16 protein-coding genes are annotated in these 18,661 nt (G+C 59.5%); 4 read left to right on the top strand and 12 right to left on the bottom strand.

The annotated features are described in order from the left end of the window. Positions 1 to 2: 2 nt before the first annotated feature. From FBY12_RS21765 to FBY12_RS21720, 10 genes are all read right to left on the bottom strand, one after another. On the bottom strand, positions 3 to 1,331 hold the full coding sequence (locus FBY12_RS21765) for a sigma-54 dependent transcriptional regulator (protein ID WP_101207820.1): 1,329 nt from the start codon (positions 1,329 to 1,331) through the stop codon (positions 3 to 5). After that, positions 1,328 to 3,229, bottom strand: coding sequence for a sensor histidine kinase (locus FBY12_RS21760; protein ID WP_145255808.1), 1,902 nt, complete (start codon positions 3,227 to 3,229; stop codon positions 1,328 to 1,330). The genes FBY12_RS21765 and FBY12_RS21760 overlap by 4 nt, the downstream gene beginning before the upstream one ends. A 178-nt stretch (positions 3,230 to 3,407) precedes the next feature. After that, the gene (locus FBY12_RS21755) at positions 3,408 to 4,142 is read right to left on the bottom strand and encodes an amino acid ABC transporter ATP-binding protein (RefSeq protein ID WP_092278598.1); all 735 of its coding nucleotides are present in this window, start codon (positions 4,140 to 4,142) and stop codon (positions 3,408 to 3,410) included. Continuing rightward, complete coding sequence (locus FBY12_RS21750) at positions 4,139 to 4,810, bottom strand: amino acid ABC transporter permease (protein WP_092278600.1); 672 nt, start codon at positions 4,808 to 4,810, stop codon at positions 4,139 to 4,141. Before FBY12_RS21750 ends, FBY12_RS21755 begins: the two co-directional genes overlap by 4 nt. Further along, positions 4,810 to 5,556 (bottom strand): amino acid ABC transporter permease, encoded by a 747-nt coding sequence (locus FBY12_RS21745; protein ID WP_092278602.1) that lies wholly within the window; start codon positions 5,554 to 5,556, stop codon positions 4,810 to 4,812. Before FBY12_RS21745 ends, FBY12_RS21750 begins: the two co-directional genes overlap by 1 nt. Positions 5,557 to 5,749: 193 nt before the next feature. Continuing rightward, the gene (locus FBY12_RS21740) at positions 5,750 to 6,664 is read right to left on the bottom strand and encodes a glutamate/aspartate ABC transporter substrate-binding protein (protein WP_145255805.1); all 915 of its coding nucleotides are present in this window, start codon (positions 6,662 to 6,664) and stop codon (positions 5,750 to 5,752) included. A 424-nt stretch (positions 6,665 to 7,088) separates the two neighbouring features. Beyond that, positions 7,089 to 8,627, bottom strand: coding sequence for a glycerol-3-phosphate dehydrogenase (gene glpD, locus FBY12_RS21735; protein WP_145255803.1), 1,539 nt, complete (start codon positions 8,625 to 8,627; stop codon positions 7,089 to 7,091). A 295-nt stretch (positions 8,628 to 8,922) separates the two neighbouring features. Continuing rightward, positions 8,923 to 9,678: a DeoR/GlpR family transcriptional regulator gene (locus FBY12_RS21730; RefSeq protein ID WP_007916700.1), complete on the bottom strand. Its 756-nt coding sequence runs from the start codon at positions 9,676 to 9,678 to the stop codon at positions 8,923 to 8,925. Between the two features lie 95 nt (positions 9,679 to 9,773). Then, positions 9,774 to 11,279 carry a glycerol kinase GlpK gene (glpK, locus tag FBY12_RS21725; protein WP_092278608.1) on the bottom strand — a complete coding sequence of 502 codons (1,506 nt, stop codon included), beginning with the start codon at positions 11,277 to 11,279 and terminating at the stop codon, positions 9,774 to 9,776. Positions 11,280 to 11,352: 73 nt separating this feature from the next. Then, on the bottom strand, positions 11,353 to 12,204 hold the full coding sequence (locus FBY12_RS21720) for an MIP/aquaporin family protein (protein ID WP_145255800.1): 852 nt from the start codon (positions 12,202 to 12,204) through the stop codon (positions 11,353 to 11,355). Positions 12,205 to 12,574: 370 nt separating this feature from the next. Here FBY12_RS21720 and ybaK point away from each other — a divergent pair, with 370 nt between their 5' ends. Further along, positions 12,575 to 13,045, top strand: coding sequence for a Cys-tRNA(Pro) deacylase (gene ybaK, locus FBY12_RS21715; protein ID WP_121733915.1), 471 nt, complete (start codon positions 12,575 to 12,577; stop codon positions 13,043 to 13,045). Positions 13,046 to 13,160: 115 nt separating this feature from the next. Here ybaK and FBY12_RS21710 read toward each other — a convergent pair whose 3' ends face one another. Next, positions 13,161 to 14,270, bottom strand: a complete 1,110-nt coding sequence (locus FBY12_RS21710) for an ABC transporter ATP-binding protein (protein ID WP_145255797.1) — start codon at positions 14,268 to 14,270, stop codon at positions 13,161 to 13,163. Beyond that, complete coding sequence (argF, locus tag FBY12_RS21705; protein WP_145255794.1) at positions 14,267 to 15,187, bottom strand: ornithine carbamoyltransferase; 921 nt, start codon at positions 15,185 to 15,187, stop codon at positions 14,267 to 14,269. Before argF ends, FBY12_RS21710 begins: the two co-directional genes overlap by 4 nt. 393 nt (positions 15,188 to 15,580) lie before the next feature. Here argF and FBY12_RS21700 point away from each other — a divergent pair, with 393 nt between their 5' ends. From FBY12_RS21700 to grxD, 3 genes are all read left to right on the top strand, one after another. Beyond that, positions 15,581 to 15,871, top strand: coding sequence for a hypothetical protein (locus FBY12_RS21700; RefSeq protein ID WP_121733912.1), 291 nt, complete (start codon positions 15,581 to 15,583; stop codon positions 15,869 to 15,871). A 134-nt stretch (positions 15,872 to 16,005) separates the two neighbouring features. Further along, the gene (locus tag FBY12_RS21695) at positions 16,006 to 18,111 is read left to right on the top strand and encodes a molybdopterin oxidoreductase family protein (protein ID WP_145255792.1); all 2,106 of its coding nucleotides are present in this window, start codon (positions 16,006 to 16,008) and stop codon (positions 18,109 to 18,111) included. 97 nt (positions 18,112 to 18,208) lie between these two features. Further along, entirely contained in the window at positions 18,209 to 18,550 is a 342-nt protein-coding gene (gene grxD / locus FBY12_RS21690) for a Grx4 family monothiol glutaredoxin (RefSeq protein WP_109501982.1), read from the top strand. The last annotated feature ends 111 nt before the right edge of the window (positions 18,551 to 18,661 follow it).

Genomic DNA, 18,661 nt, shown 5'->3' with positions numbered 1-18,661 from the left:
CATCAGTGGCTCAGCCCGTATTTTTTGACTTTGTCGAACAGCGTGGTCTTGGCCATGCCGAGTTCCAGGCTGGCCTGGGTCAGGTTGCCGCCGCTGCGTTGCAAGGCGTCGTTGAGCAAGTTGCGCTCAAACGCTTCCACCGCTTCGGCGAACGCCAAACCGTGGTTGCTGCCACTCGCGCCGGACTTCTTGAAGGCCGGCAAGCCGAGGGCAAACCGTTCGGCGACGTTGCGCAGTTCCCGGACGTTGCCCGGCCAGTCGTGGCTCATCAGGTTGGACACGGTCTGGTTGTCGAGCTCCGGCACCGCGCGGTCGAAGCGCAGCGATGACTGCTGCAAGAAGTGCTCGAACAGTTGCAGGATGTCTTCGCGGCGCTCGCGCAGCGGCGGCAATTCCAGGGTGACGACGTTGAGGCGGTAATACAGGTCGCTGCGGAATTGACCTTTTTTGCTCGACTCATCCAGATCGGATTTGGTCGCGGCAATTACCCGGCAATCCACCGCGACGCTCTGGTTCGAACCCAGCCGTTCGAGGGTGCGTTCCTGCAACACGCGCAGCAATTTGATCTGCAACGGCAACGGCATGCTTTCCACTTCATCGAGAAACAGCGTGCCGCCGTCGGCGTGTTCGATCTTGCCGATCCGCCGTTTGCCGGCGCCGGTGAAGGCGTTGGCCTCGTGGCCGAAGATTTCACTTTCGAAGAGGTTTTCCGGCAGGCCACCGCAATTCAGCGCGACGAATTGATGGGTGTGGCGACGGCTGAAATCGTGCAGGCAACGCGCGACCAATTCCTTGCCGGTGCCGGTTTCACCTTCGATCAACACGTTGGCCGACGTGTCGGCGACGTTGGCGATCAGTTCGCGCAGGTTTTGCATGGCCGGCGAGCGGCCGATGATCCGCCCTTCAAGCGAATCGCGTTCGGCCAGTTGCCGGCGCAGCGACGAGACTTCGCGGGCGAGGCTGCGTTGCTCCAGGGCGCGGCGCGCGACGTCAACCAGGCGTTCCGGAGAGAACGGTTTCTCCATGAAATCGTAGGCGCCTTTTTGCATCGCGCCGACCGCCATCGAGATGTCGCCGTGGCCGGTAATCAGCACCACGGGCAGGCTACGGTCGCGCGCCTTGAGGCGGGTCAGCAGTTCGAGGCCATCGATGCCCGGCAGGCGAATGTCGCTGATGACGATGCCGGCAAAGTTGTCGCCGACTCGCTCCAGGGCTTCTTCGGCGCTGCCGACGCCGACGCAGGGAATGTCTTCGAGCGTCAGCGCCTGTTGGCAGCCGAGCAGCACATGGGGGTCGTCTTCGACGATCAGCACACTAAGGTCGTGGTTCATATTGGCTCGGCGGGAGTGGGGCTTACCAACGGTAAACTGAGGACGAAAGTGGTACCACCGCCGGCCGGGTGTTCGACACCCAAATGGCCGCCGGTGGCCGCCGCGAGGCTGGCGGACAGTGTCAGGCCGAGGCCCAGGCCTTGCTCGCCGGGTTTGGTGGTGAAAAACGGTTCGAACAGATGCTTGCGCGCTTCGGCGTCGATGCCGTGCCCGTTGTCGCGCACGCGCAGGCGATATTTGCCATCGTGCTCTTCGCCCTCCAGCCACAGCGCGGGCAGCGGTTGCGATTGCATGGCGTCGAGCGCATTGCCGATCAGGTTGACGAGGATTTGCTCGAGCCGGGTCTGGTCGATCTGCACTTGCACGTCGTTGAAGTCGCGGTGCAATTGCAGGTGTGCGCTTTCCATCCGGCTGCCGAGCAATTGCAGCGCTGCCTCGACCGCTTTGCCGAGGCTGGCCTGACCCTTGTCGTCGCCACGTCGGGCGAAGGAGCGCAGGCTGGCGGTGATCCGGCCCATGCGGTCGATCAGTTCGTTGATGGTTTTCAGGTTGGTGCTGGCGACGTCGAGCTGCCCGCGCTCAAGAAAGCGCACAGTGTTGCCGGACAAGGTGCGCAGCGCCGCCAGTGGCTGGTTCAATTCGTGGGCAATGCTGGTCGACATCTGGCCGATGGCCGCAAGTTTGCCGGCCTGGACCAGTTCATCCTGAGCGCGGCGCAAGGTCTCTTCGGCCTGGCGCCGTTCGCGGATCTGGCCCTTGAGCCGATCGTTGCTGGCACGCAGGTCGGTGGTGCGTTCGGTAATCCGACGCTCCAATTGATTGTTAGCTTCCTGCAAGGCTTCGCGGGCGGCGAGGCGGGTGGCGATCACCTTGCGGCGCTCGTTCCAGGCGATCAGCAAAAACGCCACCAGGGCAAACGCCACCGCCACCAGAATTCCCTGATTGATCGCTTCGCGGCGCAAATCCGCGAGCGGCGTCAGCAGGGTGAAATTCCACGGCGTGTCGCTCAATGGCCGGGTCTGCGCGAGGTAGGTGATTTCCTGTTCGTCGGAGGCCAGTTCGCTGTTGGCCGGGAAGGTCAGTTTCTCCACGCCTTCGGCCAGGGTTTCGCGGGCCAGCGGTTGCAGTTCGTTGAGCGGGAACCAGTAATACTGCAGGCTGCGGGCGAGTTTTTCCTTGGTCTCGTCGCTCAGCGGCACCACTGATTTGAGGCGTCGCGCCGGGTCGCTGGAGAGAATGATGATGCCGTTTTCGTCGCTGACAAACGCTTCAAGGCGCGCGCGCTGCCAGCGTTCTTCCATGGCTTCGAGGCGGACTTTGACCACCGCGACGCCAATGATCTTGCCGTGTTCTTCGAGGCCGTGGGCCAGGTAATAACCGGGTTCGCCGTTGGTGCTGCCGATGCCGTAGAAACGCCCCGGCTGACCGCGCACGGCGTTCTGGAAATAAGCGCGGAAGGACAGGTCTTCGCCGAGATAGCTGTCGACATCGCGCCAGTTGCTGGTGGCCAGCACGCGGCCGGTGGTGTCCATCACGTAGATGGCCCGACTGCGGCTGCGCCGGTTCAGGCCTTCAAGGTATTCGTTGACCGTTTGCCGGGTTTCCGGCGACGGCTCGTCTAGCAGTTTGGAAACGCCGGATTCCAGTTCTAGCAGGCTGGGGAGGTAGGTGTATTTGCTGATCTCGCTCTCGACGGCGCGGGCGTGCAGTTCGAGCTGACGCTGGCCGTTCTCGCTGAGGCTGCGAATCCCGTAGTGTTCGCTGATCCAGAAGCCGATGTAGCCCAACCCGATCATCAGGGCGATGACCAGCGGCGGCAGGAACAGGTGACGGATCAGACGGGGTTTCACGGCGAGTGATGGCGGCGCGGCGCGATAGAGAGTGGGGTCGCATTTCATCACAGATGCCTTGGGTCAACCACAACACTTGCTCATGAGCCAACGCCGTCCCCTGTGGGAGCGAGCTTGCTCGCGATGAGGCCATGGCAGTCAACATTGATGTTGAATGTCAGTCGGCTATCGCGAGCAAGCTCGCTCCCACAAGGGATTGGTGTGGCTACGAGCAGGTGCCCGGTGCTTAGTGCTGCAAAATCTTCTCGAGGAAATGCTGCGCACGTTCGGAGCGGGCGCTGATGTCGCCGAAGAACTCCTCTTTCGGGCAGTCTTCGATGATCTTGCCCTGGTCCATGAAGATCACGCGGTCGGCCACTTTACGGGCGAAGCCCATTTCGTGGGTCACGCACATCATGGTCATGCCTTCGTGGGCCAGTTGCACCATTACATCGAGCACTTCGTTGACCATTTCCGGGTCGAGCGCCGAGGTCGGTTCGTCGAACAGCATGACGATCGGGTCCATCGCCAGCGCACGGGCAATCGCCACGCGCTGTTGCTGGCCACCGGAGAGCTGGCCCGGATGCTTGTGAGCGTGCGCCGACAAGCCAACACGTTCGAGCAATTGCAGGCCTTTCTTGGTCGCTTCTTCCTTGCTGCGGCCCAACACCTTGATCTGCGCGATGGTCAGGTTTTCGGTGATCGACAGGTGCGGGAACAGCTCGAAATGCTGGAACACCATGCCCACCCGCGAACGCAGTTTCGGCAGATCGGTCTTCGGGTCGGCGATGGATGTGCCATCGACCACCACGTCGCCCTTCTGGAACGGTTCCAGCGCGTTGACGCATTTGATCAGGGTCGATTTGCCCGAGCCGGACGGCCCGCACACCACGATCACTTCGCCTTTTTTGACCTCGGTGCTGCAATCAGTCAGCACCTGGAAGTCGCCATACCACTTGTTGATGTTCTTGATAGAGATCATACGGCAAACCTTTTTTGCAGACGCTTGACCAGCAGCGAGGCGGCAAAGCTGATTATGAAGTACGTGAGACCTGCGAAAATCAGGAACTCATTGGAGCGACCGATGATGTCGCCACTGGCGCGCGAAGCATTGAGGAAGTCCACCAGACCGACTGCGTACACCAGCGAGGTGTCCTGAAACAGGATGATGCTCTGTTGCAGCAGCAGCGGGGTCATCTTGCGGAACGCTTGCGGCAGGATGATCAAACGCATCATCTGGCCGTAAGTCATGCCCAAAGCCTGGGCGGCGCCCATCTGGCCTTTGGAGATCGATTGCACGCCAGCCCGGACGATTTCGCAGAAGTACGCGGCTTCGAACATCATGAACGCCACGATGCAGGAGGCGAATGCGCCAATCGGCGTGTCTTCACCGGTGATCCAGCGCAGCACGAACGGCACCGCCAGGTAGAACCAGGTGATGACCAGCAGCAACGGAATCGAGCGGAAATAGTTGACGTACGCGCCGGCCAGGTTCGACAGCAGCTTGTTATGCGACAGCCGCATCAGCGCCAGAATCGTGCCGAGGATGATCCCGCCGACGACGCCCAGCGCCATCAGTTGCAGGGTCATGACCATGCCGTTCCACAGACCCGGCAGGGAAGGGATGATGCCCGAGAAGTCGAATTCCATCATTTACCCCCTAGCGAGATCAGGCCCGGCACGGCGACTTTCTTCTCGACCAGACGCATCAGCAGCATCAGGCTCATGTTCAAGGTGAAGTAGATCAGCGTGGCCAGGGTGAAAGCTTCGAACAGGTTGGCGGAGAACTCGGCGGTCTGTTTGGTCTGCGCGAGCAGCTCCATCAAACCGATCAGCGAGGCCACCGACGAGTTCTTGAACACGTTGAGAAATTCCGAGGTAAGCGGCGGAATAATGATGCGGTAAGCCTGGGGCAACAGCACATTCCAGTAGATCTGCGGCAGCTTGAAACCCATCGCGCGAGCGGCGGATTCCTGGCCGCGCGGCAGTGCCTGGATGCCGGTGCGCACTTGTTCGCAAACGCGAGCAGCGGTGAACAAGCCCAGGCACACGACAACGCTCAGGTAAGCCGAGGTAGTCGGGTTGAGGTCTTGTTTGTACCAGTCCTGCAAGTCTTGCGGCAGCAGGTCCGGCACCAGGAAGTACCAGATGAACAGCTGAACCAGCAGCGGCACGTTACGAAAGAGTTCGACGTAGCAGGTTGCAATGCCGGCAACGACGCGGTTTGGCACGGTACGCATGACGCCCAGGATCGAGCCCAGGGTCAGCGCGATAATCCAGGCGACAACGGCGATGGCGATGGTCCAGCCCAGACCGGAAATGAACCAGTCGAGATACGTCTCGCTGCCCACGCCGGTGGACTTGAAGAACACGCCCCAGTCCCATGTGTAATTCATCAGGGTCTCCCCTCGGATCGATCAGTATGCAAATGCCCGCCTGGGGAAGCTCCGTTCCCGCCTGATCGTGGAGATCAGGCACACGCGATCGGCTCGACAGCCACCGGTTCGAGTGTTTCCAGAATATGCCAGCAGGGAGTGACTACCTCCTGAAAGGGCAGCGGCCCTCTCAGGAGATAAGGTTAGTCAGAAATCAGGACTTCTTGTCGTCAGCCGCTTTATCGGTCGGATTGGCGATCAGGGCCTTGAGCTCGTCGCTCATCGGGAAGTTCAGGTTCAAGCCTTTAGGCGGGATTGGCGTCATGAACCATTTTTCGTAGATCTTGTTGATCTCGCCCGACTTGTAGGTCGCCACGATGGCGTCGTCTACAGCCTTCTTGAACGGTGCGTCACCCTTGCGCACCATGCAGCCGTAGATCTCGTAGGACTGCGGATCACCGGTCACTTCCCAGTCGGTGGCCTTCTTGGCTTTGGCGGCTTCACCGGCCAGCAGCGCATCGTCCATCATGAACGCCACAGCGCGGCCCGATTCCAGCATCTGGAAGGACTCGCCGTGGTCCTTGGCGGAGATAACGTTCATGCCCATCTGCTTGTCGGCGTTCATCGACTTGAGGATGCGCTCGGACGTGGTGCCAGCGGTGGTCACGACGTTCTTGCCTTTCAGATCATCGAAGTTCTTGTACTTCGAGTCTTTCTTGGACAGCAGACGGGTGCCGATTTCGAAGATGCCGACGGAGAAGTCAACTTGCTGCTGACGCTCGACGTTGTTGGTGGTGGAGCCGCACTCGACGTCCACGGTGCCGTTTTGCACCAGCGGAATACGGGTTTGCGAGGTGACCAGGTTGTACTTGACCTGAAGGTTTGGCAGGTCGAGGTCTTTCTTGATGGCTTCGACGATTTTCAGCTGGATATCGTGGGAGTAGCCAACCGGCTTGCCGGAAGCATCCGCGATATAGGAAAACGGAATGGAAGCATCGCGATGCCCGAGGGTGATGACACCGGACTCTTTGATTTTTTTCAGGGTGCCGGTGAGTTCGGCAGCGAAAACTGGAGTGCTGATCAGAGCGGCAGCAATGGCTGCGCCCAGGATATGGGGAACGATGCGCATCAAATTTTCCTCGACATTGTTTTTTTTATGGAGCCAGTTCGTCGGCCCTTTTGTGCTTCGATCGCAGGGCGGCGCCTGAAAGGTCGCTCGACAATGCGTTCGTCCAAGAGTGTAGAGCATGACTCGTGCCAGACCAGTCGCCGCAGATCAAAGTGTTGATTTACAAGGCTATTAAGTTTTCGTGACGGAGAATTTGTTACGAGGTTATCCGGTAATCCGAATTGACTGGCAAGTCGCGTTCGGAAAACCGAATGCCCGAAACCCTGTAGGAGCGAGGCTTGCCCGCGAAGAGGGACGATCAGCCAACATCAACGCAGCTGACCCACCGACTTCGCGGGCAAGCCTCGCTCCTACGGATAGAAGCGCAAACAAAAAAGCCCCTGAATCTCGCGATTCAGGGGCTTTGCTTTAACCGGTTACCCGATCAGGCCGCTTCGATCTTGCTGCGGTTCTGTTCGACCTTGCTCAGGTAATCAGCCAGTTTCTGCTGCTCATCCGGGGTGGTAAACAAGCCGAGTTTGCTACGACGCCAGAGGATGTCGTGGGCGGTGGTAGCCCATTCTTCGCTGCACAGGTAATCGACTTCGCGGGTGTAGAGGCCGCCGCCGATGTGCTCGCCCAAGTCATTCAGGCTCTGCACGCCTTCGAGCATGCGCCAGGTGCGGCTGCCGTAAGTGGTGGCCCAGCGGCGCGCGATTTCGGTCGGCACCCAGTCGAACTGGTCACGGATTTTCGCGGCCAACGCTTGCGGGGTGGTCATGTCTTCGCCGCCGGGCAGGGTCGCTTTGGCGGTCCAGCTCGGCTTGATGTGCGAGAAGTACGGCGCCAGTTGCGCCATCGCCGATTCCGCCAGTTTGCGGTAGGTGGTCAGCTTGCCGCCGAACACCGACAGCAGCGGCGCTTCTTCGCCAGTGCCGGACAACGCCAGCGTGTAGTCGCGGGTCACGGCCGAAGGGTTGTCGGACTCGTCATTGCACAGCGGACGCACGCCCGAATAGCTGTGGAGAATGTCGTCGCGGCTGACTTGTTTCTTGAAGTGCGCGTTGACCACTTTCAACAGGTAATCGGTTTCACCTTCGGTGATCGCCACGGCAGCCGGGTCGCCGGTGTACTCGCGGTCGGTGGTGCCGATCAGGGTGAAGTGGTTCAGGTACGGAATCGTGAAGACGATGCGCTGATCTTCGTTTTGCAAAATGTGCGCGTGTTCGCCTTCGTACAATTTCGGCACGATCAGGTGGCTGCCCTGAATCAGGCGGATGCCGTACGGCGATTCCATTTTCAGGTCGTCACGAATGAACTTGGCAACCCACGGACCGGCGGCGTTGACCAGCGCTTTGGCGCGAATCGAAAACAGGCTGCCGTCGGCGCGTTCCAGATGCAGGTGCCACAGGCCTTTGGTGCGACGGGCGCTGACGCAACGGGTCTGGGTGTGAACGTGCGCGCCTTTTTCGCGAGCGGCCATGGCGTTCAGTACGACGAGGCGAGCGTCGTCGACCCAGCAATCGGAGTACTCGAAGCCTTTGCTGATTTCGCTTTTCAGCGGGCTGTCCGGGCCGAACTTCAGGCTTTTCGAGCCTTCGAGTTTTTCCCGTTTGCCAAGGTTGTCATACAGGAACAGACCAGCGCGGATCATCCACGCCGGACGCAGGTGCGGACGATGCGGCAGCACGAAGCGCATTTGCTTGACGATGTGTGGGGCTTTGGCCAACAGCACTTCGCGCTCGGCCAGAGCTTCACGCACCAGACGGAATTCGTAATGTTCGAGGTAGCGCAGGCCACCGTGGATCAGCTTGCTGCTGGCCGACGAGGTGTGGCTGGCCAAGTCGTCTTTTTCACAAAGGAACACCGAAAGACCGCGACCGGCGGCATCCGCTGCGATCCCCACGCCATTGATCCCACCACCGATGACGGCGATATCGTAGACCTCGGCGAGAGGGGGCGTAGGCAAGGTAGAAGTGGGCATCGGCTGGCCTCGGCTTTTATGATTTTCGATATTGGAATTCGAACATTAATGTTCATTTGCGAAAATGGTAGCCCATAAAGCCGCGCGCAGCCAGTCGACTTCGATTGAAAATACTGATCGAAGGGCTGAGAAAGGAAAATTTACGAACATTCGGATGTGCGGTAGGGCGCGGAGGGTGTGTTGCATCGGCGACCGCTATCGCGAGCAAGCTCGCTCCCACAAGGATTGCGGTGAACCCTGTGGGAGCGAGCCTGCTCGCGATAGCGTCGGTAGGAACGCTGAAGCTATTGCGGGGTTAAACCACCTCCAGCCGAATCTTGTGCTGACTCAACAACTGCGCCAGCGCCGGAACCGGCTGCTGATCCGTCACCAGACAATCGATCAAGCTGATCGGCCCGAGGCGAATCATGGCGTTGCGTCCGAATTTGCTCGAGTCCGCAGCGAGGATTACTTGCCGCGCATTGGCAATGATCGCCTGCGAAACGCGCACTTCCTGATAATCGAAGTCGAGCAAACTGCCGTCCTCGTCAATGCCGCTGATGCCGACCAGGGCGAAATCCACCTTGAACTGGTTGATGAAATCGACACTCGCCTGACCAACCACGCCGCCGTCGCGCCGCACATTGCCGCCGGTCAGCAGGACATCGAAGTCGTCCTTGGCGCTGAGCATGGAAGCCACGTGCAGGTTGTTGGTGATGATCTTCAGGTGATTGTGATTGAGCAGCGCCCGTGCAATCGATTCGGTGGTGGTGCCGATATTGATGAACAGCGAGGCGTGGTCGGGAATCTGTGCGGCAATGGCTTCGCCGATACGCTGCTTTTCATCGCGCATCTGGTCGGCGCGCATGGCGTAGGCGGTGTTTTCGACACTGGAATCGTAGGCGGCGCCGCCGTGGTAGCGACGCAGCAAATTGGCTTCCGCGAGTTGATTGATGTCGCGGCGAATGGTTTGCGGGGTAACGACGAACAGCGTGGCCATTTCCTCGATGCTCACATAGCCGCGTTCGCGGACCAGCTCGAGGATTTGTTGCTGACGGGGAGGCAGATTCATGGGGCTTCCTTTGGGCTGCCGTACAAAATTTGCCCATGATGCCGGACGAATCCACTCCCTGCCAGTTACATACTGATACGAATCCTCAGCTTGGCTTATTCAGCGCCTTCGTGCGGTTCCCAATCGCGCGTGCGGCTAACCGCTTTCTTCCAGCCGGCGTAGAGTTTTTCCTTGGCGCTTTCGTCCAGTGCCGGTTCGAATTCGCGCTCGATCACAGCCTTGCCACGCAACTCGTCGAGGCTGCCCCAGAAGCCGCACGCCAGGCCGGCCAGGTAGGCGGCGCCGAGTGCGGTGGTTTCGCGCATTTGCGGGCGCTCGACCTGAGTGCCGAGGATGTCGGCCTGGAACTGCATCAGGAAATTGTTGGCCACTGCGCCGCCGTCCACGCGCAGGGATTTCAGGCGTTCGCCGGAGTCCTGTTGCATGGCGTCGAGGACGTCGCGGGTCTGGTAAGCGATCGATTCCAGCGCGGCGCGGATGATGTGATCGACGCGCACGCCGCGAGTCAGACCGAACAACGCGCCACGCGCGTACGGGTCCCAGTACGGCGCGCCCAGACCGGTAAATGCCGGCACCAGGTACACGCCGTTGCTGTCCTTGACCTTGCTGGCGAAGTATTCGGTGTCGTGCGCGTCGTTGATGATTTTCAGTTCGTCACGCAGCCACTGCACGGTCGAACCGCCGTTGAACACTGCGCCTTCCAGTGCGTAGGCCACTTCGCCTTTCGGCCCGCAAGCGATGGTGGTGAGCATGCCGTGCTGGGATTTCACCGCTTTGTCGCCGGTGTTCATCAGCAGGAAGCAACCAGTGCCGTAGGTGTTTTTCGCCTGGCCGGGCTCGACGCACATCTGGCCGAACAGGGCAGCCTGTTGGTCACCCGCGATGCCACCGATGGCGATGCCGCTTTTGGTGTGGCCGTAGATTTCCGAGGAGGACTTAACTTCCGGGAGCATCTCGCGCGGAATGTCGAGGATCTCCAGCATCTTCGCGTCCCACTCCAGCGAGTGGATGTTGAAGAGCATGGTGCGCGAGGCGTTGGTGTAGTCGGTGACGTGGACTTTGCCGCCGGTAAATTTCCAGATCAGCCAGCTGTCGATGGTGCCGAACAGCAGTTCGCCGTTGCGCGCACGCTCGCGGCTGCCTTCGACGTTGTCAAGGATCCACTTGAGCTTGGTGCCGGAGAAGTACGGGTCGGTGACCAGGCCGGTGGTTTCGCTGATGTATTGCTCGTGGCCATCGCGCTTGAGCTGCTGGCAGATCTCGGTGCTGCGGCGGCACTGCCAGACGATCGCGTTGTAAATCGGGCGGCCGGTGGTCTTGTCCCAGACCACGGTGGTTTCACGCTGGTTGGTGATGCCGATGGCGGCGACCTGATCGTGATGCAGGCCGGCTTGCGCCAGGGCCTCGACCATCACGGCGCTTTGCGTCGCGAAGATTTCCATCGGGTCATGTTCGACCCAACCGGCTTGCGGGTAATGCTGAACGAATTCGCGCTGCGCGGTGCAGACCACGTTCGCATCGCGATCGAAAATGATCGCGCGCGAGCTGGTCGTACCCTGATCAAGGGCAATGATGTAGTTCTTATTCTGAATATCGGTCATGTCGATTGCCTTGGACGAAAAAGAAGTGAGGTCAGGCGCGCGATCAAATGGGCAGGATCACGCGCCAACGGTATCAAGAAGTTCTTGGTTTGCCGTCAATGGCCGGTGCTGCGTCCTTTGTAGCAGGTTCGGCGCTCGGCAAATGCCGGGCAATCAGCCCGCGATAAGCCGCTGCGCCGAGGCAGGCACCGACAATCGGTGCAAAGATCGGAATCAGGAAATACGGGATATCGCGCCCGCCGGTGAGGGAAATTTCACCCCAACCATTGAAGAATGTCATCAGCTTGGGGCCGAAATCACGCGCCGGGTTCATCGCAAAACCGGTCAGCGGGCCCATCGAGCTGCCAATCACTGCAATCAACAGGCCGATCAGCAGCGGCGCCAGCGGGCCTTTCGGCAAGCCATTGTTGTCGTCAGTCAGCGACATGATCACGCCCATGAGAATCGCGGTGATGACCACTTCAACCAGAAACGCCTGGGCGGTAGACAGCGCAGGGTGCGGGAACGTGGAAAACACCGAAGCCAATTCAAGGCTTGCCTGAGTGCCACGAACCATTTGGTGAGTTTGTTCGTAATCGAAGAACAGATTGCTGTAGAGGGTGTAAACCAACAGGGCGCCGCAAAACGCGCCAGCAACCTGGGCAAGGATATAAAAGGGCAGTTTGCGTTTTTCGAAGTCGGTGAAAATGCTCAGGGCGATGCTGACGGCTGGATTGAGATGAGCCCCGGAAATCCCGGCGGTGAGGTAGATCGCCATGCTGACGCCGACGCCCCAGATAATGCTGATTTCCCACAAACCGAAGCTGGCACCCGCGACCTTGAGCGCAGCAACGCAACCAGTGCCGAAAAAGATCAGCAGGGCGGTGCCGAGGAATTCGGCCATGCATTGGCTGGAGAGTGGCGGTTGTTTTAAAGCAGTTGTCATCGAAAACCTCTTTTTTGTTGTTGTCTGGCGCTTTGTCATCGTGGGCAAAGCGCGATTTTCACCAGAACAGGATCCCCATCCTCTTTCTGGTTTACTGCCGGGTGCTGCTTTGTGCTCATTCGTACAGTATTCGCATTCGAAAAAATATAGACAAGAAACGCCGCTGTCAAAGGTCGAAAGTGAACCATCAGTCACAATTAAACTATTCGTGGTGTGAATGATCGTCTTGATGGCGCGGCGAATTGCTCTTGAACTCTTCGCGCAGACTGGCGCCAAGCCTTTGAAATGGCGCCGCAATAGAGCGTTTTGCTCGGCGATGACCTAGAATCCGGCGCAGTGTTTTTCTTCTGCCGTCGCGACTGGAGCCGTCATGACACCCGCATTGGATTTGTTGAAAAAAGTTCGAGCCGAACATCGCGTGCACAGTTACGAACATGATCCGAAAGCTGCGTCGTATGGGCTGGAGGCCGCAGAGAAACTGGCGTTGGACCCGGCGCAGGTGTTCAAGACGCTGCTGGCAGCCAGTGAGAAAGGCGAATTGCTGGTGGCAGTGGTGCCGGTGGTCGGAAGTCTGGATTTAAAGCACTTGGCGCAGGCGGCCGGGGTGAAGAAAGTCGAAATGGCTGACCCCGCAGCGGCACAACGCGCGACCGGTTATCTGCTCGGTGGGATCAGCCCGTTGGGCCAGAAGAAACGTCTGCGCACCTTTATCGACAATTCGGCGCAGCCGTTCGCGAGCATTTTTGTCAGCGCCGGGCGCCGAGGGTTGGAGGTCGAATTGGCGCCGGCGGTGTTGGCCGAACATACGCAAGCGAAGTTCGCCGACATCGGCCGTGCCTGATTTCTGCTGTTGTAGGAGCGAGGCTTGCCCGCGAAGGCGTCAGTATTACCGACATTTTTATCGGCAAAACTGGCGCTCTCGCGGGCAAACCTCGCGCCTATATTGAGAGGAGCGATCAGCTCGCGGTGCTGTAACGGCGAACGCCGGATTCGACCACTGGAATCTGCGCCGCCGTGCTGCCGGACGCCTGGAACAACACCAGATGCTCGGCGACCACACGAATCCCGACCTGCGCACCGACCTGGTGATCCGCGTGGCTCGGGAAGATTGATTCCAGTTGCGCGCCCGTCGGCAACTGCAAGCGATACAACGTCGATGCACCGAGGAACGTCTTGCCGACGATCCGCGCTTTCATGGCGCTGTCCGGGTCATACACGATGTCGTCCGGGCGCAACAATACATCCACCGCGCCGCCAATCGGCCAGGTGTAGGCCCGGTTGCCGCGCAGCTCGCCGAGTTCGGTCTGCACCGATTCCGGGCTGCTCAACTGGCCGCGAATGAAATAACCCTGGCCAATGAAACTGGCGACATAAGGTGTCAGCGGTTCGTGATAGAGGTTGTAGGGCGTATCCCACTGCTCAAGCCGACCTTCCTTGAACACCCCGACATGATCGCTCACGGCAAAGGCTTCTTCCTGGTCGTGAGTGACCAGAATCGCACTGGTGCCACGCGCCTTGAGAATGTCGCGCACTTCATGGCTGAGCTTGCGGCGCAATTCGCCATCGAGGTTGGAAAACGGCTCATCAAGCAGCAGTAATTGCGGTTCCGGCGCCAGTGCGCGGGCGAGGGCGACACGTTGCTGCTGGCCGCCGGACAGCTCGTGCGGGAAGCGCTTGCCGAGATTTTTCAGGTTGACCAGTTCCAGCAACTCTTCGGTGATGCGATCCTTTTGCGGATGCTTGCGAATGCCGAACGCAATGTTTTCGGCGACGCTCAAATGCGGGAACAGCGCGTAATCCTGGAACACCATGCCGATCCGGCGTTTTTCCGGGGCGAGGGTGAAACCGGCGCTGGAAATAGTCTCGCCACCCAGCTGGATTTCACCTTCGTGCACCGGTTCGAAACCGGCGATGGCGCGCAACGTGGTGGTTTTGCCGCAACCCGAGGAACCCAGCAGGCAACCGATGTCGCCGGCATTCAAGTGCAGGTTGAGGTTCTGCACCACGCGCTGGTCTTGATAGCCGCAGGCGAGGTTGCGCAGGTTAAGCAGTAATGGCTGGCTCATGCGTGGTGATACGCCGGAGTGACCAGAAATTCGAGCAATGCTTTTTGCGCGTGCAGACGGTTTTCCGCTTGATCCCACGCGACCGAGCGCGGATCGTCGAGCAAGTCGAGGCTGATCTCTTCGCCCCGGTGCGCCGGCAGGCAATGCATGAACAACACATCTTCGGCCGCGAGGTCGAGCAGGGCACGGTTGACCTGGAACGGTGCGAACAGCTTCAAGCGTTTGGCGGTTTCTTCTTCCTGACCCATCGAGGTCCAGACGTCGGTGCTGACCAGATGCGCGCCGCGCACGGCATCCCGAGGATCGCGGACGATGGTCACGCGATCGCCGGCCTTGGCCACGAACTCTGGATTGGGCTCGAAACCTTCCGGGCAGGCAATGCGCAATTGGAAGTCGAACTGAATCGCCGCTTCTATATAGCTGTTGCACATGTTGTTGCCGTCGCCTATCCACGCCACAGTCTTGCCCTGAATCGAGCCGCGATGTTCGAGGTAGGTCTGCATGTCGGCCAGCAACTGGCACGGGTGCAAGTCATCGGACAGGCCATTGATCAGCGGCACGCGCGAATTGGCAGCGAATTCGGTCAGGGTGCTGTGGGAAAAAGTACGGATCATCACTGCATCGAGCATGCTCGACATGACAATCGCGGCGTCACCAATCGGTTCGCCACGGCCCAGTTGAGTGTCGCGCGGCGAGAGGAAAATCGCCTGGCCACCGAGCTGGATCATGCCCGCTTCGAACGAGATCCGCGTGCGCGTCGACGACTTCTCGAAAATCATCCCGAGCACGCGGTTTTTCAGAGGCTCGAACAGTACGCCGCGGTTACGCAGGTCCTTGAGCTCAACGCCTCGACGGATCACGCTGACCAGCTCTTCGGGCGTGCAATCCATCAGGGAGAGAAAGTGCCTTGCGCTCATCATTGACTACCTTTTTGCTACAAACCGCAGATGCTCAAAGCCTTGTTTAACGGAACAACGGGCGAGACCTGCGGCGTAAGCCGCACGGGGCGACGAAATAGGGGAAGGCGCGATCTTATAATTAAATGTCGCGTCTTACCAATAGGGGGCTTATTTTTCCGCCTGCGCAGATGTTTCAGGATTTGCAGTGGAATGACGCATTTGTACACGGTGCCCAAGCTCGATTGCAAATAACCCGGACGCAGAAAGCGAGATCTTCGAGCGTCGCCAAGCGCTTACCAGGCTCGGTGAGCGTTCATTTGGTCGGAACAGCCACGCTGTCGGCGTCGAAACATTTGCTAATGCAAAGTGCTGGGTTATAACTACGGCTCGAGCGACGCAGGAAGCCTACGCATGGAATCGAAAGAACAACAGTTGATGGAATTACTTGGCCTCACGGCCCGCTCTTTGACTCATCTCACCGCCTCGATGACTTCAATGTCTTTCGAGTTGATGCGCAGTAATGACGAAGTCACCAAAGCCGCCGGCCGACGCATGATCGACCGCATGGCAACTATCAGTTCCGGGCTCGACGAGCATTGGCGACTTATCGGCGAACTGACCGGGGTGCATGTCGCCCACGAGCAGATCGAAACCATCCAGGAAATCCAGTTGCAGGCGCCGCCCCGGCTGCCGACCAACTGACTCCTATGAGCCATCGGCTGGCCTGATGGCTGGCGATTCACAAGACGAACGTCGCTGGCGCAGCGACGTTTCGCGCGCCATAGTTTTTTTCCCGCGGCCGACTTTGCCCGCCCAGAACAAAACAGAGACTGGCCATGACCAAGACTCTCCACCACCGTGCCTGCCACCTGTGTGAAGCCATTTGCGGCCTGACCATCGAAACCACCGAAACCGAAGGCCAGGTGCAGATCACCTCGATCAAGGGTGATCCGCTGGACACCTTCAGCCGTGGGCACATTTGCCCGAAAGCAGTGGCGCTGCAGGATATCCAGAATGACCCCGATCGCCTGCATCAGCCGATGCAGCGCGTGGGCAACGAATGGCAGCCGATTGCCTGGGAAGATGCTTTTAATCTGGTCGCCGAACGGCTGGCGGCGATTCAGCAACGGCATGGGCAAAACGCGGTGGCGGTCTATCAGGGCAACCCCAGCGTGCACAACTATGGGTTGATGACTCACAGCAATTACTTTCTCGGCTTGCTGAAAACCCGCAACCGTTTTTCTGCGACCTCGGTCGATCAACTGCCGCATCACCTCACCAGTCACCTGATGTACGGCCACGGTTTGCTATTGCCGATTCCGGACATTGATCACACCGATTTCATGTTGATCCTCGGTGGTAATCCGCTGGCGTCGAACGGCAGCATCATGACCGTGCCGGACGTGGAAAAGCGTCTGAAAGCGATTCAGGCGCGCGGCGGCAAAGTGGTGGTGGTCGATCCGCGTCGCAGCGAAACCGCTGCCATTGCTGATCAACACGTGTTCGTGCGCCCCGGCGGCGATGCGGCGCTGCTGTTCGGGCTACTGAATACCTTGTTCGCTGAAAACCTCACGCGCGACAGCCATTTGCCGGTTGATGGCCTGGATCAGGTGCGCGAAGCGGTCGCGGGTTTTACTGCAGAGGCCATGAGCCCGCTGTGTGCCGTGCCTGCCGAGCAGATCCGCCAATTGGCCCGGGACTTCGCGGCGGCGCCGAGTGCCGTTTGTTATGGGCGCATGGGTGTTTCGACTCAAGCGTTCGGGACGTTGTGCCATTGGGTCGTGCAGTTGATCAATCTGGTGACCGGCAATCTCGACCGGGTCGGCGGTGCGCTGTGCACCGAGCCGGCGGTGGATCTGGTGGCGTTAACCTCGGGCGGGCATTTCAATCTGTGGCAGAGCCGCGTGTCCGGGCGCCCGGAATATGCCGGGGAATTGCCGGTGTCAGCGCTGGCCGAGGAAATGCTCACTGGCGGGGAAGGGCAGGTGCGCGCGCTGGTCACTGTGGCGGGCAATCCGGTGCTGTCGACGCCCAACGGCCGTCAACTCGAGCAGGCGCTGGATGGCCTGGAGTTCATGGTCAGCATCGACTTGTACATCAATGAAACCACGCGTTACGCCGACCTGATCCTGCCGTCGACCTCGGCGCTGGAAAACGATCATTACGACACCACGTTCAATATGTTCGCGGTGCGCAATGTCAGCCGTTTCAATCGAGCGATCCTCGCCAAGCCGCAAGGCGCGCTGCATGACTGGGAGATTTTTGTCGGGCTGGCCAAAGCTTTCGCGGCGAAAACCGGCAAGGAACTGAAACCGACGATTGCCCCGGCGCAGATGATCGACCGTGGTTTGCGCATGGGCATGTATGGCGATGCGGCGGAGCAAAAACTCTCGCTGGCGACCTTGTTCGATCATCCTCACGGCGTAGATCTGGGCGCGCTCAAAGCCAATCTGGCGCCACGTCTGAAAACAGCGAATCAGCGGGTGCAAGCTGCGCCGCCGGCGATCCTTGCCGACCTGGCGCGTTTCGCTGCGTTGCAAGCCCCGGCGCCCGATGAGTTACTGATGATTGGCCGTCGGCATGTGCGCAGCAACAATTCGTGGATGCACAACTATCATCGATTGGTCAAAGGCAAGCCGCGTCATCAGTTGTTGATGCACCCCGAGGACCTGGCCAGCCGTGGGCTCAATGATGGGCAATTGGTACGCGTCAGCTCGCGGGTCGGGGCGATTGAAGTCGAAGTGCTCGGCAGTCTCGACATGATGAAAGGCGTGGTCAGCCTGCCGCACGGTTGGGGCCACGCGCGACCGGGCGTGCAGATGGCGATCGCCAGCAGTCAGCCGGGATCGAGCGCCAACGACCTGACGGACGAGTGTCAGCTCGATGAGTTGTCGGGGAATGCGGCGTTGAATGGTGTGCCGGTGACTGTGGCGGCGGCTTGATCGTGTCTGTCGGGGAGTCCGAGCATGGCGCTCGGGTTTCCGTTACAATGCGCCACCGTGCCGACCACTGAGTCGGAAAGTTCAGCCGAGGTGCTCCATGGATATCATCGAAACGATTAAAGAGCAGATTGCTAACAACACCATTCTGCTTTACATGAAAGGCTCGCCGAATGCCCCGCAGTGTGGCTTCTCCGCGAAAGCCGCGCAGGCTGTAATGGCCTGTGGCGAAAAGTTTGCTTACGTGGACATCCTGCAGAACCCGGAAATCCGCGCCAACCTGCCTAAGTACGCCAACTGGCCAACCTTCCCGCAACTGTGGGTGGGTGGTGAGCTGGTCGGCGGTAGCGACATCATGACCGAAATGGCCGCTGACGGTTCGCTGCAGGCCACGATCAAAGCCGCTGCCGAGAAAGCCGCAGCAGCCAAGACCGAAGCCTGATCCGCTTCCGCTCTTGTAGGAGCAAAGCTTGCTCGCGAAGCAGGCGCCGCGGTTTATCAATAACACCGCGTCATCGTTCTTCGCGGGCAAGCCTCGCTCCTACAGGACGTA

Source organism: Pseudomonas sp. SJZ131 (assembly GCF_007828705.1).
Taxonomy (GTDB): Bacteria; Pseudomonadota; Gammaproteobacteria; order Pseudomonadales; family Pseudomonadaceae; genus Aquipseudomonas; species Aquipseudomonas prosekii.
Note: the sequence above shows the minus strand (reverse complement) of the source record. Positions and strands in the feature narration are given on the sequence as shown.

Bases quoted from the DNA above. Each gene is read 5' to 3' on its own strand.
- glpD (WP_145255803.1), bottom strand. From the start codon at position 8,627: ATGCCCACTTCTACCTTGCCTACGCCCCCTCTCGCCGAGGTCTACGAT.
- FBY12_RS21695 (WP_145255792.1), top strand. From the start codon at position 16,006: ATGACCAAGACTCTCCACCACCGTGCCTGCCACCTGTGTGAAGCCATT.
- FBY12_RS21720 (WP_145255800.1), bottom strand. From the start codon at position 12,204: ATGACAACTGCTTTAAAACAACCGCCACTCTCCAGCCAATGCATGGCC.
- argF (WP_145255794.1), bottom strand. From the start codon at position 15,187: ATGAGCGCAAGGCACTTTCTCTCCCTGATGGATTGCACGCCCGAAGAG.
- FBY12_RS21760 (WP_145255808.1), bottom strand. From the start codon at position 3,229: ATGAAATGCGACCCCACTCTCTATCGCGCCGCGCCGCCATCACTCGCC.
- FBY12_RS21765 (WP_101207820.1), bottom strand. From the start codon at position 1,331: ATGAACCACGACCTTAGTGTGCTGATCGTCGAAGACGACCCCCATGTG.
- FBY12_RS21740 (WP_145255805.1), bottom strand. From the start codon at position 6,664: ATGCGCATCGTTCCCCATATCCTGGGCGCAGCCATTGCTGCCGCTCTG.
- FBY12_RS21700 (WP_121733912.1), top strand. From the start codon at position 15,581: ATGGAATCGAAAGAACAACAGTTGATGGAATTACTTGGCCTCACGGCC.
- FBY12_RS21745 (WP_092278602.1), bottom strand. From the start codon at position 5,556: ATGAATTACACATGGGACTGGGGCGTGTTCTTCAAGTCCACCGGCGTG.
- FBY12_RS21750 (WP_092278600.1), bottom strand. From the start codon at position 4,810: ATGGAATTCGACTTCTCGGGCATCATCCCTTCCCTGCCGGGTCTGTGG.
- FBY12_RS21755 (WP_092278598.1), bottom strand. From the start codon at position 4,142: ATGATCTCTATCAAGAACATCAACAAGTGGTATGGCGACTTCCAGGTG.
- FBY12_RS21710 (WP_145255797.1), bottom strand. From the start codon at position 14,270: ATGAGCCAGCCATTACTGCTTAACCTGCGCAACCTCGCCTGCGGCTAT.
- FBY12_RS21730 (WP_007916700.1), bottom strand. From the start codon at position 9,678: ATGAATCTGCCTCCCCGTCAGCAACAAATCCTCGAGCTGGTCCGCGAA.
- grxD (WP_109501982.1), top strand. From the start codon at position 18,209: ATGGATATCATCGAAACGATTAAAGAGCAGATTGCTAACAACACCATT.
- glpK (WP_092278608.1), bottom strand. From the start codon at position 11,279: ATGACCGATATTCAGAATAAGAACTACATCATTGCCCTTGATCAGGGT.
- ybaK (WP_121733915.1), top strand. From the start codon at position 12,575: ATGACACCCGCATTGGATTTGTTGAAAAAAGTTCGAGCCGAACATCGC.